At 61.9% G+C, this 16,178-nt stretch carries 12 protein-coding genes and 1 pseudogene; 6 read left to right on the top strand and 7 right to left on the bottom strand.

The genetic code is table 11. From position 1 onward, the window contains the following. Positions 1-183 precede the first annotated feature (183 nt). Together acs and QM647_RS13655 are read left to right on the top strand one after the other, a co-directional pair. The gene (gene acs / locus QM647_RS13660) at positions 184-2,130 is read left to right on the top strand and encodes an acetate--CoA ligase (protein WP_414996086.1); all 1,947 of its coding nucleotides are present in this window, start codon (positions 184-186) and stop codon (positions 2,128-2,130) included. Positions 2,131-2,181: 51 nt separating this feature from the next. Continuing rightward, the gene (locus QM647_RS13655) at positions 2,182-3,711 is read left to right on the top strand and encodes a glycosyltransferase family 39 protein (protein WP_414996085.1); all 1,530 of its coding nucleotides are present in this window, start codon (positions 2,182-2,184) and stop codon (positions 3,709-3,711) included. Positions 3,712-3,842: 131 nt separating this feature from the next. On the opposite strand, the gene QM647_RS13650 is transcribed toward QM647_RS13655, so the two are convergent. From QM647_RS13650 to QM647_RS13640, 3 genes are read right to left on the bottom strand one after another with little or no spacing between them, the layout of a single operon-like run. After that, the gene (locus QM647_RS13650) at positions 3,843-4,661 is read right to left on the bottom strand and encodes a sterol desaturase family protein (protein ID WP_414996084.1); all 819 of its coding nucleotides are present in this window, start codon (positions 4,659-4,661) and stop codon (positions 3,843-3,845) included. 8 nt (positions 4,662-4,669) lie between these two features. After that, positions 4,670-5,116 carry an EF-hand domain-containing protein gene (locus QM647_RS13645; RefSeq protein ID WP_414996083.1) on the bottom strand — a complete coding sequence of 149 codons (447 nt, stop codon included), beginning with the start codon at positions 5,114-5,116 and terminating at the stop codon, positions 4,670-4,672. A gap of 54 nt (positions 5,117-5,170) precedes the next feature. Then, the gene (locus tag QM647_RS13640) at positions 5,171-5,680 is read right to left on the bottom strand and encodes a hypothetical protein (protein WP_414996082.1); all 510 of its coding nucleotides are present in this window, start codon (positions 5,678-5,680) and stop codon (positions 5,171-5,173) included. Positions 5,681-5,881: 201 nt separating this feature from the next. Here QM647_RS13640 and QM647_RS13635 point away from each other — a divergent pair, with 201 nt between their 5' ends. Both QM647_RS13635 and QM647_RS13630 read left to right on the top strand, forming a co-directional pair. Beyond that, on the top strand, positions 5,882-6,592 hold the full coding sequence (locus QM647_RS13635; RefSeq protein WP_414996081.1) for a response regulator: 711 nt from the start codon (positions 5,882-5,884) through the stop codon (positions 6,590-6,592). Then, entirely contained in the window at positions 6,589-7,929 is a 1,341-nt protein-coding gene (locus tag QM647_RS13630; protein ID WP_414996080.1) for an ATP-binding protein, read from the top strand. Before QM647_RS13635 ends, QM647_RS13630 begins: the two co-directional genes overlap by 4 nt. 53 nt (positions 7,930-7,982) lie before the next feature. Here QM647_RS13630 and QM647_RS13625 read toward each other — a convergent pair whose 3' ends face one another. Continuing rightward, positions 7,983-10,967 carry a TonB-dependent receptor gene (locus QM647_RS13625; RefSeq protein WP_414996079.1) on the bottom strand — a complete coding sequence of 995 codons (2,985 nt, stop codon included), beginning with the start codon at positions 10,965-10,967 and terminating at the stop codon, positions 7,983-7,985. A 561-nt stretch (positions 10,968-11,528) separates the two neighbouring features. Here QM647_RS13625 and QM647_RS13620 point away from each other — a divergent pair. Next, positions 11,529-13,840 (top strand): annotated as a pseudogene (locus tag QM647_RS13620) (GH92 family glycosyl hydrolase). Between the two features lie 119 nt (positions 13,841-13,959). After that, complete coding sequence (locus QM647_RS13615) at positions 13,960-14,163, top strand: hypothetical protein (protein ID WP_414996078.1); 204 nt, start codon at positions 13,960-13,962, stop codon at positions 14,161-14,163. 5 nt (positions 14,164-14,168) lie between these two features. Here QM647_RS13615 and QM647_RS13610 read toward each other — a convergent pair whose 3' ends face one another. From QM647_RS13610 to QM647_RS13600, 3 genes are all read right to left on the bottom strand, one after another. Beyond that, entirely contained in the window at positions 14,169-14,567 is a 399-nt protein-coding gene (locus QM647_RS13610; RefSeq protein ID WP_414996077.1) for a YidB family protein, read from the bottom strand. Between the two features lie 72 nt (positions 14,568-14,639). Beyond that, positions 14,640-15,275: a DNA-3-methyladenine glycosylase family protein gene (locus QM647_RS13605; protein WP_414996076.1), complete on the bottom strand. Its 636-nt coding sequence runs from the start codon at positions 15,273-15,275 to the stop codon at positions 14,640-14,642. Between the two features lie 77 nt (positions 15,276-15,352). After that, the gene (locus tag QM647_RS13600) at positions 15,353-16,174 is read right to left on the bottom strand and encodes a peptidase (RefSeq protein WP_414996075.1); all 822 of its coding nucleotides are present in this window, start codon (positions 16,172-16,174) and stop codon (positions 15,353-15,355) included. Between the last annotated feature and the right edge of the window lie 4 nt (positions 16,175-16,178).

The raw sequence follows: 16,178 nt of genomic DNA, 5'->3' as shown, positions 1-16,178 counted from the left end.
GCGCAACCATACGCACCGGAAAGGGGCATAGGCAACCTTTGCTGTCGCATTCTGCATCGCCCGAGGGCCAGAACCCCTCCGTGGCGGGTTTTTTCGCATTGGTCTTATGGACTCTGGAATCCATGAGCCTTAAGTTCGCGCCAACAAAAAACACCCAGGCAGACGACTTCCAGGACATACCCAATGAGTGACGATACCCTGTTCCGCGTGCCGGCCGATTTCATTCGTCCGAAGACGCTCACCGCTGATGGTCTGGCCGCGCAGCACAAGCTGTTCGAGACCGATCCTGATGCGCATTGGCGCACGCTGGGCGATGCCCTGGCCTGGATGCAGCCCTATACCAAGGTCAAGGACGTGTCGTTCCATCGCGAGGACTTCCGTATCCGCTGGTTTTACGATGGCGTGCTCAATGTCTCGGTGAACTGCATCGACCGCCACTTGGCGACGCGCGGTGAGCAGGTGGCGCTGATCTTCGAAGGCGATGATCCCTCGGTCTCCTACACCGTCACCTATAATCAGCTCGCCAGGGAAGTGAACAAGCGCGCCAACCTGCTGAAAAAGTATGGTGTCAAGAAGGGCGATCGCGTCACCCTCTACCTGCCGATGGTGCCGGAAGCAGCCTTCTTCATGCTGGCCTGTACCCGCATCGGCGCCGTGCACAATATCGTCTTTGGCGGCTTCTCGCCGGACAGCATCGCCAGCCGTATCCAGGACTGTCGTTCGGATGTCGTTGTCACCGCCAATGAAGGCCTGCGCGGCGGCAAGATCATTCCGCTCAAGGCCAATGTCGACCTGGCTCTGCTGCAATGCCCGAATGTCCAGACCGTTCTGGTCGTCGAACACACCAAGGCGCACTACCTCAAGCATGGCGGCCGCGATGTCAGTGTGCCGGAAGCGCTGGAAGGCATTTCGGACGAGTGCGCGCCGGAGCCGATGAACGCCGAAGATCCTTTGTTCATCCTCTATACCTCCGGCTCTACCGGCAAGCCCAAGGGCGTGCTGCATACCACCGGTGGCTATCTCGCCTGGGCGGCCTATACCCACAAGACCGCCTTCGATTATCAGGATGGCGACATCTACTGGTGCACCGCCGATATCGGCTGGGTGACGGGCCATTCCTATGTCGTCTACGGCCCGCTGGCCAATGGCGCCATCTCGCTGATGTTCGAGGGCGTGCCCAACTATCCGGATAATTCGCGCTTCTGGAACGTGGTCGACAAGCACAAGGTCAATATCTTTTACACCGCCCCGACCGCCATCCGCGCCCTGATGCGCTTTGGCGACGAGCCGGTGACCTCGACCTCGCGCGCAAGCTTGCGCGTGCTCGGCACCGTCGGTGAGCCGATCAATCCGGAAGCCTGGCTGTGGTATCACCGCGTCATTGGCAACGGCAATTGCCCCATCGTCGATACCTGGTGGCAGACCGAGACCGGCGGCCATCTGATCACGCCGGTGCCGGGCGCCACGCCGCTGAAACCGGGTTCGGCCACCAAGGCCTTGCCGGGTGTCGTGCCGGTTCTGGTCGATGCCGAAGGCAAGGTGCTGGAGGGTGCGGTTGAGGGCAATCTGTGCATCGCCGATAGCTGGCCGGGCCAGATGCGTAGCGTCTATGGCGATCACCAGCGCTTCCTCGATACCTATTTCTCGACCTATCCCGGCAAGTATTTCACCGGCGACGGCTGCCGGCGCGACGAGGACGGCTATTACTGGATCACTGGTCGCGTCGATGACGTGCTGAACGTTTCCGGCCACCGCTTAGGGACCGCCGAGATCGAAAGCGCCCTGGTCGGGCATCACGCCGTGGCCGAGTCCGCGGTGGTTGGCTTCCCGCACGATATCAAGGGCCAGGGCATCTGGTGCTATGTCACGCTGAAAGCCGGTGTCGAGGCGACCGATGCGCTGAAAAAGGAACTGCGCGATCATGTGCGCGCCGAGATCGGACCGCTGGCCTCGCCGGATGTCATCCAGTGGGCGCCGGGCCTGCCGAAGACGCGGTCTGGCAAGATCATGCGCCGCATCCTGCGCAAGATCGCCGAAGGGCAGCCGGATCAACTGGGCGATATCACGACGCTCGCCGATCCGACGGTGGTGGCCGAACTGGTTGAAGGCGCCAAGGGCCTCAAGGCTTGACGCCACGCGCCGGTGGCCTGTACGAGAGCTTAGGTTTTTGGAGGGCGGGGCATGGCGAAGCAGCAACTGGGCTGGAAACAGGACTATCTCGCCCTGGGGCTGGGCATGCTGGCCTTTGCCCTGCATGCCGCCTTTGCCGGGCGTTACGATGTTTTCCGCGATGAGCTGTATTTCATTGTCTGCGGGCGTCATCCGGCCTTCGGTTATGCCGATCAACCGCCATTGATCCCGCTGCTTTCCGCCAGCTTCTACGCGCTGGGCCATAATGCCTGGATGCTGCGGCTGCCCGCCACCCTGGCTGCCGGTGCCTTAGTCTGGCTGGCGGTCCGGTTTGCCCGGCTGCTCGGCGGCGATACCTTTGCCGCCATCGGCGCTGGTATCTGCGTCACGATCGCCCCGATGCTGATGGGGATGGCGGCCACACTCAATACCACCAGCTTTGATCCTTTAGCCTGGACCCTGATCGCCTATCTGCTGGTCAAAGCGACCCGTGACGGAGATCGTTCCGCGCTTCTGTGGTGTGGCGTCGTGGCGGGGATCGATTTCGAACTGAAATATGCCCTCTATACCTGGGCGATCGCTCTGATCGTCGGCCTGCTGGCCACGCCCGAACGCCGGGTTTTCCGCGACCGGATGCTGTGGTTAGGCGCTGTGATTGCGGTTGCCATCGGTCTGCCATCGATCGTCTGGCAGGCGACACATGGTTGGCCGTTTCTCGAACTGGCCGCGGCCGCCCGTGCCAAGAATACAGATGTTCCGCCGCTCGGCTATATCATCAATCAGGTCCTGGTGATGAATCCCCTGCTGGCGCCGGTGTGGATCGCCGGGGTGGTGGCGCCTTTCGTCATCCCGGCCCTGAAGCCGGTGCGCTTTCTCGCCATCGCCTTCCTGGCCAGTTTCGGCCTGACGCTCCTCATGCATGGCAAGGACTACTATATCGCCGCCACCTATCCGACCATGTTCGTTATCGGGGCTGTCGCCTGGGCGCATTGGGCCCACAAAACCGTAGCCCGGAGCGCTTTGGCGGGTTGGGGCCTTCTGGCGGTGGGCCTCTCTGCCTTCGCGGCGCCGCTCGCCTTGCCTGTGCTGTCGGTCGAGGCCCTGCGAACCTATATCGAGCACGCACCCATCAAGCCACAGCAGCAGGAGAAAAGCTTCAAGGGCACGCTGTTGCCGCAACTGTTCGCCGATCAGCTGGGCTGGCATGATTTTACAGATCAGGTCGGTGCGGCCTGGCAAAAAATACCGGCCGCCGAGCGTGCCCGCACCGGAATTAAGCTGGAAAACTATGGCGAGGCGGCGGCGCTGGATATTTACGGCAAGACCTATGACCTGCCGCCGGTGATCAGCGGCCATAACCAGTATTATTTCTGGGGGCTGCGCGGCCAGCACCCGGTCAATCTGCTGGTGGTGCAGAACAATCCCGACCGGCTTGAGCCCTATTGCCAGAAGACCGTCATTCTGGGCGAAACCTATTCGCGTGACGCCATGGCCTATGAAAACGGCAAGACCATTGCCTGGTGCCAGGGGCTGAAGGTCGATTGGGTCACGCTGTGGCCGGAGCTGAAGAATTTCAGCTAGAGCGCCTGGGCTTCGCCAGACTTCGTTTTGGAAAAGTGTGACGCACTTTTCGAATTAATACGTACGTTAAAGCAAAGAATTAGAGCGCCGATGCAATGCGATCGGATCGGCGCTCTAAAAAACGCGAGTGTTTATTTCGGCCGGCCGAACAGGGTCAGGGCCGCTTCGGTTACCGATCTGGACCGCTTCAGGTCGCGCCACATCCGTCCCCATTCGCGCAGGGCAATGACGAAGGGATTGTAGGAGCGGATCGGCGTCGTCAGCCCGAACACCACGGGCTCGCTGCGGTCGTCCTCGGCGAAGGTGCCGAACCACCGGTCGAAGACGATCAGCACACCGCCGAAATTTCGGTCGAGATACTGCAGGTTCGAGGCATGGTGAATGCGGTGGTGGGCCGGTGTATTGAGCACCTGTTCCAGCACGCCCCATTTCGGCGACAGTTCGGTATGCAGGAAGAACTGATAGGTGAGATTGGCCGACAGCAGGATGACCACCATCAAGGGCGAAAAACCCAGCAGAACCATGGGCAGGAAGGCCAGCCATTCGCAGGACAGCACGCCGGTCCAGCCCAGTCGCATCGCTGCAGGCAGGTTGAAGCTGTTGGCGGAATGGTGAACAGCATGCGAGACCCACATCCAGCGGATCGTGTGGCTGAAGCGGTGCATCCAGTAATAGAGACACTCGAAGCCCAGGAACCCGGCGATCCATACCCAGGGATCGCGCATTGACAGATGCCAGGGCGCGAACTGCGCCACAAACGGAAAGACGGTCATGATGACCAGCCCTGTCACGGGGCGCAGCAGGGCATTGCCGACCGCCACGCCCAGCGAAGCCGCCGTCTGGCGGACATCGTAGGCTTCCCGGCGCACCAGGGCGATGTAAAGCGCCTCGGCGATCACGAAGGCCAGGGCGACCCAGATAAATACGCCATGATAGAGGTTATGGGTCATGTTGTGCATCATGGCAGACGTGTCTCCGCCTGCTTGATTTCGTAGCCATCGACCACGCCGTTGTGATCGAGATCGGCCTGGTCGAAGGCCGGCATCGGACCGTTGACGAATTCGGCGCGGCTGACCTGGCCATCGTGGTTCTGGTCGAGCAGGGCCATCATTTCGGCCAGCCGTCCGCCATTGCGTCTGCCGGCAAGGCGCGGCCGATCGGCTTCGGAGAGGACGCCGTCGCCATTGCGGTCGAAGTGGCTGAACTGGGCGGTGCGATATGTCTGCCATTCGACACGTGTGATCATGCCGTCGTGATTGCTGTCGGCCTCTTTGACGCGATTAATGGCCTGTTGCATCTGTTCAGGGCTGATGGCTGGGGGCATGGGCGGCGCCTGGCGCGCCAGGGTCGGTGCTGCCGGCAGGACGAGGGTGCAGAGAAGGAGGGAAAGGGCGAAGGATTTCATGGCGAACTCCGGAAAAAGGGCCCCCCTGCGCCGGTGGGCGCAGGGGAAAGGGCGTCAGCGCGTCGGGCAAGCGATTTCGGCGCCGGAGGCGTCATGGCAGGTGGCGCTGTGCGTCACACCGGTCGTGCTGTCATAGCTGGTGGTGCCGCTGTAGCTGTTGCCGGTGGTGGCATTTGTGACATCGGTGCTGCGCGCTCCGGAGACCGTGCCATCGGCATTGCGCGTGAAACCGCCGGAGGTGCTGGCGGTGCCCTTGGCGCCGGAGGCATAGGCACTCCCCGAATGGGTGGCCGAACCGTCCGGATTGACCGTGGTGGTCGAGCCCCGCGCGCCATAGGCGCCGGTATTGGTCTTGAAAGCGCCGCCGCTGGCCGTGGTAGTGCTGCCATCGCTGTTGGTCGTGGTGCCGCGGGCACGGACATAGCTGTTGCCGTTCTTCGTACCGGCGGCCACGGTGCCATTGGCGCCACGCGCGCGGACATGGCCGGTGGCGGCCGAGGCAGTGTCGGCGAGGGTCAGCAGTGCGAGGACGGCGGCCGCGGTGGTGATAAGCGTCTTTTTCATTCTGTTCTCCTGTTTGATCCGTGGATGGGGTGTCACGTCTTGACGGAGATCAGGCTTAGGCGGGCGCTGTTACGCAAAAGCGACGCGAAACGCAGAGATGTTACCGGATGCTGCGAACGGGCCGCGCCGTAACAGCTTGTAACATCTTCAGCGCTGCTCCAGTCTGTGGCTTCCGGTAAGGTGCCGGCGACTGGAGATGCCATGACCGCAACGCCCGCCCGCCTGATCGTGCTGGATGACGACGCCGAGATGCGCGGCCTTCTGCAGCGCTACCTCAGCGAAAACGGCTTTGCCGTCCGAACCGTGCCCGATGCCAAGGCGCTCGACCGGGCTTTGGCGCGTGAACCCGCAGACCTGCTGATCCTCGACCTGATGATGCCGGACGAGGACGGTCTGAGCGTCTGCTGCCGCTTGCGCGCCGCCGGCGTCGATACGCCCATCATCATGCTGACGGCGAAGGGCGACCCGATCGACCGCATACTGGGGCTCGAAATGGGCGCGGACGACTACCTGCCCAAGCCCTTCGTGCCGCGCGAGCTGCTGGCGCGCATCGCCGCCATCCAGCGCCGCCGGCCGGTGGCGGCGCATCTCGTCACCGGTGAGGGAGAGGTAAGGTTCGGTCCCTTCCGGCTCGATCTCGGCCGGATGCAACTGACGCGTGACGATCACCCGATAGAGCTTAGCACGCGTGAATTCGTTTTGCTCAAGGTGCTGCTGCAGCATGCCGGGCGGCCCCTCTCCCGCGCCCAGATCATCGACCTGGCCATGGGGCGCGATGCCGAGGTGACCGACCGTGCCGTTGATGTCCAGATCGTGCGCCTGCGCCGGCTGATCGAAGCCGATCCGGCCCATCCGGAATGGGTAAAGACGGTCTGGGGACACGGCTATGTCTTTGCAAAGGCGCCAGAATGAAAAGCTTCCGGTTCGGACTGCGTCTTGACAGCCTGTGGGGCCAGACCGTGGCCCTGACGGTCCTCATCGTCGGCGTGGCGCAGATTCTCAGCATACTGATGTTCACGCTCCTGGTGCTGCGGCCGGAGCTGCAGCGGGTGGCTGGGGTGATGGCCGAAAATGTTGCCTCCCTCTCCGATACCCTGGCCGATGCGCCCGCGGCCGAGCGCGCCCGCCTGATGAGTCACCTGGCGAAATCGTCCTATATCCAGGTGTGGGCGGGGGCGAAGCCGCCGGACGATACCGGCCCGCCACCGCGTCTGCTGGAACGGGCCTTCATGCGCCAGCTCGTCAAGGCCATGGGCGACCGGACCGATCTCTACTGGCGGACGGATCATAGCCGCAAGTTGTGGATGCACGTCTGGCTGGGTGGCCAGCCCTATTGGATCAGCGTGAAATCCCCGCCCCTGCTGGGCCCCACAGGCCTGCTGCTGGCGGGCGCGCTTTCCACGGTCGGCCTGGCCCTGCTGGCCGCGGCGATCCTGAGCCGCCGCCTGCTGCGGCCACTGAACGCCCTGCGTGACGCCACTGAAACCTATCGTCTGGCAGCGCCGCCCGCCCGTCTGAGCGAGCAGGGGCCGCTCGAAATCGCCGACCTGTCGCGCAGTTTCAACCTGATGACCGACCGTCTCGCCAAGGCCGAAGACGACCGCCGCCTGATCCTGGCTGGTATCTCCCATGATGTCCGTACACCTCTGGCCAAGCTGAAACTGGCCTTCGAGATGATGAAGGGCGAGGACGAGTCGCTGACAGGCACGGCGCGCCGCCAGATCGACAGTATCGACCGCATCCTGTCACAATTCCTGATGTTCGCGCGTGGCTTTGATGCCGAGACGGTGGCGCCGCTTGACCTGCGCGCGCTGTTTGTCGATCTGGTCAAGGATTACGGGCCTGCGGGCCTGGTCTGGGACGGCATCATGCCGGACGATCGCTGCGCCGGCCGCCCCGAGGCGCTGCGCCGTGCACTGACCAACCTGATAGAGAATGCCTTGCGCTACGGCCAGCCGCCGTTCGAGCTTTCCTGCCGGCGGGAAGGCAGTCAATGGCTGATCCGTGTGCGCGATCATGGTTCCGGTGTGGCGGAAGATCAGCTGGCCACCCTGACCGAGCCCTTCGTGCGCGGCGACAGCGCCCGCCAGCCGCTTGTTGACGGCGCCTTTGCCACCAGCGGCACCGGGCTTGGTCTGGCCATTGCCGAACGTATCGCACAGCTGCATGGCGGGCGGCTGAGCTTGCGAAATCTCGCGGACGGCTTCGAGGCCGCTTTTGAAATAGCCGATGTCGCGGCCAAAAAATAACCCCTTCCCGGCAGGCGGGAAGGGGCGGTCACAACACCAGTGGGGAGGAAGGGTTAGAATGAGGCGCGCAGCACCACGGCGATGCGGCGATCGGTATCGACCCAGCTGTAGTGCTCGCGGATCGATACATCGCTGGCCGTGCTGACATCCAGTATGGTCTTGGAATGAGTCAGGTTGGTGGCCTGGATACCGATCTTGTAATTCTTGTTCAGCGAATAGAAGATCGAGCCGTCGAGCTGGCCATAGGCTTCCGACCAGACCGGCGCGTTGACATTGGCCGCCGATGAGGTCAGCAGGTAGGTCGAACGCCAGTTATAGGCCAGACGCGCCGAGATGCCGTACTTTTCGTACATGACCGCCAGATTGTAGCTCTCGGGCGACATGCCTTCCAGCGGCAGGTCCTGGTTCTGACCCGTGATCTGGTTGGTGTCATAGACGTTGGCCGCCGTGTTGTGGCCACCTTCGGAATTCAGGTGCGTATAGTTGGCCTGGACACCGAAGCCCGACCAGAGGCCCGGCAGGAAGTCGTAGAACTGCTGGTAGGCGACTTCGAAGCCCTTGACCGAGCCCTTGTAGCCGTTGAACTGGCGCTGCACCGTGAAGGTGTAGGTGGTGCCGCTGGATGAAGTGTAGGTTTCATCTTCCGTGCCGGTATAGATGTAGTTCTGCAGTTCCTTGTCGAACAGGTCGAAGGTAAAGCTGCCGGTCGGGGCGAAATAGTATTCCGCCGAGAAATCGTACTGATCGGCCGTGATCGGCTTCAGGTAGGGGTTGCCGCCGGTGCCGGTGAAGCTATTGGTGGCGTTGGCGTCATACGACAGGGTCGTATAGTTAATCATCTGGCTCATATCCGGGCGCACCATGGCGCGCGAGGCGCCCAGGCGCACCTGCCACTGATCGGTCAGGGCCACGCGCATGTTGAAGCTCGGCAGCAGGTCGGAATATTTGTGGTCCGTCGTGCCGGCATCGGCGCCGGAAATGGTGCCGGAAGCGAAGGCCACCACGCTGTCATATTCCGTGCAGTCCGCGGTGGTCGAGTCACAGCCGCTCGAAGGCGCGGTCATGGCCACCGAACCGCCGCTCTGGATGCTTTCGGTCTGGACGTAGCGCAGGCCGAAATTGCCGCTGTACTCGCCGATCCCTAAGAAGCTGTCGCCGCCGAAGCTGGCCTCTGCATAGATGGCGTCGGTCTTTTCCTGCTGGCGGTTCACACCGGCTGAGGCGTTATCCGATGACGGATCGGAATCGTTCCACGCATCGCTGGCCAGTGGCGACCAGGTATAGTCATAGGAGCCGCAGCAGTTTTCCGTGCCCTTCAGCAGGTTGTAGGCATATTCCGTACCGTGCATGACGACATTGGCATTGGTGAACCAGGCGCCGCTCGGCACACTCAGATTGCCATGGAAGAAGTTGCTGAAAGATTGGTAGGAGACCAGGCTGGAATCGGTGTCGGTAATGTAGATGGCGTCCGGATTGCCGGCCCAGTACTGGTTGGACAGTGGCGCCCAGTTCCAGTGGGTCTGGCGGGTGACATAGTGCTTGTCTGTCGAGCGCACGCCGACCTTGATGTCGCGCAGCCAACTGGCATCGAAACGGTAATCGGCATCCAGGCGCACGGCCAGCTGCTGGCCGGTATTGTGTTCCAGGTGGTCCATCGCGGCCGCCCAGTAATAGTTGCTGGCGTCTTCGAGGAATTCCGGATTGTTGATCGTGACGGTCGGCGAGTCGCTCTGCAGACCTGCGAACGAGATTGAGGCGCCGGCCGTGGTTTCGGTATAGGCGGTCATGCTGACCATGTCGGCGCTGGAATCGACATATTGCAGGTCGCCGGTCACGGTCAGTTTGGCGTTCGGCGTGAACTTGACGTTCAGCGAGGTGTCGGCGGTCTTCTTGTGATCCAGCTCATAGCGGGTATCGGCGTCGATGACCGCCGCCGGGTCGGTGCCGGAGGTCAGCACGCCGCTGGAATCGAACTGGTAGTTCCAGTCCGAACTGTCAGCCACGGGCGAGGTCAGCGTGCCATCCCAGCTGCCGACCGCATATTCGAGATTGCTTTCACGCGAGCGGGCGTCGATGTAGTTCAGGGTAAACAGCCATTCCTCGTTGGGGCGGTATTGCAGGGCCACCGTGGCGGCCGTGCGCTTGGCGTTCCAGGTGACCGAGCGCCAGCCGATCGAGCCGGGGATATAGAAGGTCTTGTCCGTGCCGTCAGCGTTCTGCACGGTGGTGCCGTCGGCATTCTTGATCGTTGTGGCGTTGAACGAGGCCAGGCTGATGCTGTCGGTGCGGTTGCCGACATTCCCCGAAGACAGGTCGACCAGCAGGCCGATTTCGCCAGCGCTTGTATGCCAGCGGTTGGAATAGAAGCCGTTCACCGAGGTGTGGGCCTTGGTATCGAGGTCGCCGCTATTGCTGTCCACCGAGACCGCCATCACCTGGCCCTTGGAATCGAACGGCAGGCGGGTACGCAGGTCGACAATGCCGCCGATGCCGCCTTCGATCTGCGAGGCCGAGGGGTTCTTGTAGACGTCGACGCCGGCCAACAGGTCGGCCGAGAGATCGTCGAAGCTCAGGGCGCGGCCGTTATTGGCCGAAAAGATGTCGCGGCCATTGGTTTCCGACTTGACCCAGGACAGGCCGCGGATCTGGACATTGCCACCCTCGACCGCCAGGCGGGCCGGGTCGCGGTTATTATTGGTGCGTTCGAGCGTCAGGCCTGAAATGCGCTGCAGGGCTTCGGAGACCGACCGATCAGGCAGGGCGCCGATATCGACGGCGGTGATGGAATCGACGATGACCGCCGAATCCTTCTTGATCTTCTGCGCGCTCTTGAGCTGGCCGCGCTGACCGGTCACGACCACGACGGTTTCGTCGGAGGCCGCAGGGGCAGTGGTCTTTTCAGTGGTCTGGGCTGTATCTTGGGCCGTATCTGGGGCCGTATCCTGGGCGTGAACCGCAGTGGTGAGGGCGAGGGCGCCCAGCACCGAAACCGAGGCTGTGGCCATCAGGCGGCCAAGGGTCTTTTTTGTGGTCGTCATAATAACGTCTCCCTGTATTAAGAATCCGCCCGTGTGCAGGCGGGATCGGTTTTTCAGGTGAGGGAGAATGCGGCCCTGGCGGGGCGCATATGAAACATTGTTTAAATGTAAAAACGCCTTGAGGTGACAAAAAATCCCCGCGATGCGTTTCGCCAGGTCCTGCGTTCTCCCTAACATGAAGACGCGATACTCTCCGGGCAGCCGGGGTCCTCTAACCGGCCGGTCCTTGGGATCGCGTTCTATGGTATCGCTATCATGGAGTCTGACAACGTTGCCAGACCTTATCGGGATTTGGTCCGAAATCGCTGGGATCAATAGCAGAAATGCCACATAATATTTTGAAATCGCAATATATTTTTCACTTATAATTCAGAAGCTGACGCCTTGCCGACCTGTGAAATGATTGTTGCGAGGGTAATATAATATGTCGAAAATGGACGCGCTGAAGCATCGCGAAAGGGATGTAAATTCACCCGGTTGTCGAATGAGTTCAGGGCTTGCCGCCGTGCCTGTGCTGTGAAACTGTCCGTTGGTTGCAAACGAGACGGAAGGGTGGCCGGCATGAAGCGCGCTGTGGGACTGGTGGCAATGGCCTTGTGCCTGGGTTTCTGTGCAGGCAGTGCCCTGGCGGATGGTGCGAGCGCCTATAAATCCGTTAATCCGCTAATCGGTACCGGCGGCGAAGGCCATACCTATCCGGGGGCCGTGGCGCCCTTCGGCATGGTGCAGCTGTCGCCGGATACCCATATCGCGCCCTTCAAGCAGAGCTATAAATGGGCCGCCGGCTATCGCTACGAAGACACGACGATCCTCGGCTTTTCGCACACCCATTTTTCCGGCGCAGGTCATTCCGATCTCGGCGATTTCCTGATCATGCCAATTGCCGGCGATACGGTGGCAACCGAGCCGGGTGACGACACCGCGCCGGGCTATCGCTCGCATTTCGACCATGCCACGGAACGGCCGAGCCGGGCTATTATGCCGTCACGCTCAGCGATTATGGTGTGCGGGCCGAACTGACCGCCGGTACGCGCGTCGGGCTTCATCGCTACACCTTCCCGGCGGATCAGGCGGCACACCTGCTGATCGACCTGCGGTCCAGCATCTACAACTATCCGGGCAAGGTGCTGTGGTCGCAGATTCGCCTCCTGCCCGATGGCACGGTGACCGGTTGTCGCGAAACGCGTGGCTGGGCGCCGGATCGCAAGCTGTGCTTTGCCATGCGCTTTTCCGCGTCCCTGACCGGGCACGCCTTCCTCAATACCGAAACCGATGTGCCCTACAAGGGCTTCCAGGGACCGGGCCGCGGTCAGACAGATCTGGCCCTGCGCGAAGGCCGCGCCCTGGTCGGCACCTTCGATTTCGGCAGGCTGAGCGCTCCGCTGACTGTCGATGTCGCCCTTTCCAGTGTCGATGAGGCCGGCGCCATCGCCAATCTCGCCAGTGAAAGCAGCGATTTCGATGCGGTTCGCGCCTCAACCCGCACGGCCTGGGAACAGGCGCTCGGCGCCGTCGATATCCAGGCGCCGGCCGATATGCAGACCAGCCTCTATACGGCGCTTTATCATTCCCTGCTGGCGCCTTCGGTGGCCGGCGATGTCGATGGCCGGTATCGCGGCACGGACAATCAGGTTCACAAGGTCGATTTCACCTTCCGCTCGACCTTCTCGCTGTGGGATACCTTTCGCGCCGAGCATCCCCTCCTGACCCTGATACGGCCGGAGAGCGACAATGCCGAGATCATCAATTCCCTGCTGGTCAGTCAGGCCGACAGCCCGTTCGGTATCCTGCCGGTTTGGCAGTTCCAGGGGCGCGAAACCTGGACCATGATTGGCTATCACGCCGTGCCGGTGATTGCCGATGCCTATCTGAAGGGCATAAAGGGCTTCGATGCCGACCGTGCGCTCGATGCCATGGTGAAAAGCGCAACCTACGGCCCCTACGGCGGGCTCGAGGGCTACATGAAGCGGGGCTATGCCGCCATAGACCAGGAGCCGGAAGCGGCTTCCAAGACGGTCGAATATGCCTATGACGACTGGACGATCGCGCAGATGGCGCGGCAGATGGGCAAGACCGATATTGCCGCCCAGTTCGAGAAACGCGCCGCCTACTGGCGCAACACCTTCGATGTAAAAGGCGGCTGGGTGCGGGCACGCAAGGCCGACGGCACCTTCCGCGAGCCGTTCGATCCGACCGCCATCAATTATGGCAGCGACTATACCGAGGGTAATGCCTGGCAATATACTTGGTTCGTGCCGCAGGACGAAGGCGGCCTGATCAAACTGCTGGGCGGCGACCGTAAGACGGTGGCCAAGCTGGATGCCATGTTCGACTATGACAATTCCAAGCTCGACTATTCCCACGCCGAGGATATTGCCGGGCTGATCGGCCAGTATATCCACGGTAACGAACCGAGCCATTCGGCGGCCTATCTCTATTCTTACGCCGGCGCGCCGTGGCGGACTCAGGCGCGGCTGAAACAGATCGTCTCGAGCCAGTACAAACCGACACCGGACGGACTGGCGGGCAATGACGACCTGGGTCAAATGTCGGCTTGGCTGTTCTTCACCGGCATCGGTTTCTATCCGGTGACGCCGGGCTCCGGCGAATATGTCATTGGCCGGCCGTTCGTTGAGCGCGCACAACTGAACCTGCCCAATGGCAAGGCGTTCGTAGTCTTGGTCGAGGGGTTGTCAGACGCTAACGCCTACGTTGGTAACGTGACCCTGAATGGCAAGCCGCTGAAGGCCGGCTTTATCCGCCACGCTGATATACTGGCGGGAGGTGAACTGCATTTTGTCATGCAGGCCCAGCCCAACAAGACTTGGGCGACGGCAAAAGCCGACCGTCCCTATTCGATGAGTGGATATTAGGGAGCGGCCGCCAGGCGCTGCCCCTTACCGGTCTTTTATAATCACCTGATTGCAAGAGAACGCTGTTCTTATGGCGCAAGGCATAGACTGGTCGCCTTACAGACATAAGGAGATGCGCCATGACGTCCGATGTTCGTGACAAGCCACTTCAGGAGGGCAGGAAGGTCTTTTCGCCCAACGAATTGAACCAGGCCGGCGAAGACAAGGAATATTTCCACCCCGATGGCGGCCACAGGTTCAATGCGCCGAAGGATGCCAACAAGCATGCCCTGAAACCCGACGTCGAAGTGACGCCGGATAACAGGATCAAGCCGGTTCGGTAAAAACCCTAAGCCTTCAGCAGGCCGCCAAGCACATCACCCAGGCCGCCCTTTCCCATGGCGGAGCCGAGGATGTCGCTGATGCCGCCTTGCGGCATCTGACCGTTAGGCGTCAGGTGGTCGATCAGGCCGGGCAGGGCCTGAGCCAGTTGTGAGCTGTCGATGCCCATGGCGTGGGTCAGGTTTTTCACCTGGTCCGAGCCAAGCACGGCTTCGATCTGTTCGGAGGAAATCTGCAGGTTGCCGCCGGTGCCGATCCACGACTGGACGACCTCTCCCAGGCCGCCCTGCTGAAACTTGGCGACAATGCCTTCCAGTCCGCCATCGCCCAGATGGCCGGCCAGTTTCTCAACGTCGAAACCGCCGGGACCGGAAGCGGCGCCCAGTATGTCGTTCAGCAAACTCATGATCCAGCTCCTTCGCTTTTTGGATGAGCCGACTACGCGCCTGATTTTGAATGGCGTCAATTCACGAGGTTTTTACCGTATCATCTCACCGCGCTTAACCGCGCCATACCAGGCCCAGAGCAGGTGCGCGGCGATGGTGCGGTAAGGCGCCCAGTCGAGCGCGCGCTCGGCGCAATAGGCCTCGTTCGGGCGTTCCGGCAACTTGTCCAGCCAGCCTAAGGCTTCGCGCAGGGCGACATCGCCGACTGGAAACAGATCGAGCCGGCCCTCGGAGAACATCAGGTAGACCTCGGCGGTCCAGCGGCCGATGCCTTTCAGCGCTACCAGCCGCGCGGCGGCCGCCTCGATATCGAGACTTTCAAGCGCCGTCGTATCGAAGCCGCCGGTATGGAAGGCTTCGGCCAGGGCGCGGGCATAGGTTATTTTGGGCCGTGACAGGCCATAACCGCGCAGCAGATCTTCGTCATGCGCCAGCAGGGCCTGCGGCGTCACCTCGCCCAGGCCGTCGCGTACCCGTCCGAAGATGGTGTCGGCGGCCTTGACCGACAGCTGCTGTTCGACGATCAGGCCGAGCAGGGCGGGAAAGCCGCCGGGGCGCTTGCGATGCTGGATATGGGCGAAGTGCTCGGTCAGCGGCTTCAGGCGTGGATCGCGCATCGCCAGATGGGCGAGATGAGCGGGATCTAGGGGATTGGCGGTGTCAGTCATGCCCCATACCTAGCAGATTCGGGACATAAATCTGTCAGGACTGCACATGGAAAACATCCGTCCAGCCTGCTGGCTGGCTACGATATAATGCAGCCGACCTGGACCACGCGATATTCGCGGCGCAGGGTGTCGGACACAATGCCGTAATTGCGCTTGGTCACCGTGGCCTCGGCTTCGTAATCCGGCTTGCGGTCGGACAGGTTGGCGATGGCAATGACCGTTTCCGGCACGGAGGTATAGATGCGGCCGCGGCGCGGGTTTTCCTTCAGGGTGATGCCGACCACATGCGAGCTATCATCGATGGCCGGTCCGCCGACCAGCTGGTTGAGATCGCTTTTGAGTTCATAGGTCTGGCCGGCCTTGGCCCAGGCCAGTACCGGCTCGCTGCCTTCGAAGCGTTTGGAGTGCTTCATCATGGTACGGCCGATCAGACGCCCGGTCGCTTCACCGACCGTGCCGCCGGGATAGCCCGGCATGAAGGCGCGGACGCCCGGCTTCACCGTTGCCGGATCGGCCATGGTGAGCGGCCGTCCGCCGCCATCGGTCATGGCAATCAGATAGCCTTCATGGCCGGGAACAGGTTTGGTCTTGAAGGGCACGGCCAGATTGCCGCCGATATTGAGGAAGGGATGGGTGCATTTACCGACGCTCTGTTCGGCCACGATCCATTCGCCGGTCTTGGAGATCGAGAAGGCCGTGCCGGTCATGACCTTCTGGTCGTCGACCGGCAGATTGATGATCGAGGAGGCGGTGAAGGGGGTATAGGTGGCGAACAGAGACATCTCGCCGATCCCCGGCGGTGGCGGGGCTGGTGGGGCGTCCGAGACCTCATGCCAGCTCCCGGTCACGCAGACCAGGGTGGTGAGGACAGCACCGTAGAGAAGCCAGTCAAGCTTCATCGGC

The sequence above is a fragment of the Asticcacaulis sp. genome, from assembly GCF_047605585.1.
GTDB lineage: Bacteria > Pseudomonadota > Alphaproteobacteria > Caulobacterales > Caulobacteraceae > Asticcacaulis.
The sequence above is the reverse complement of the archived record's forward strand: the minus strand, read 5'-3'. Positions and strand labels throughout refer to the sequence as shown.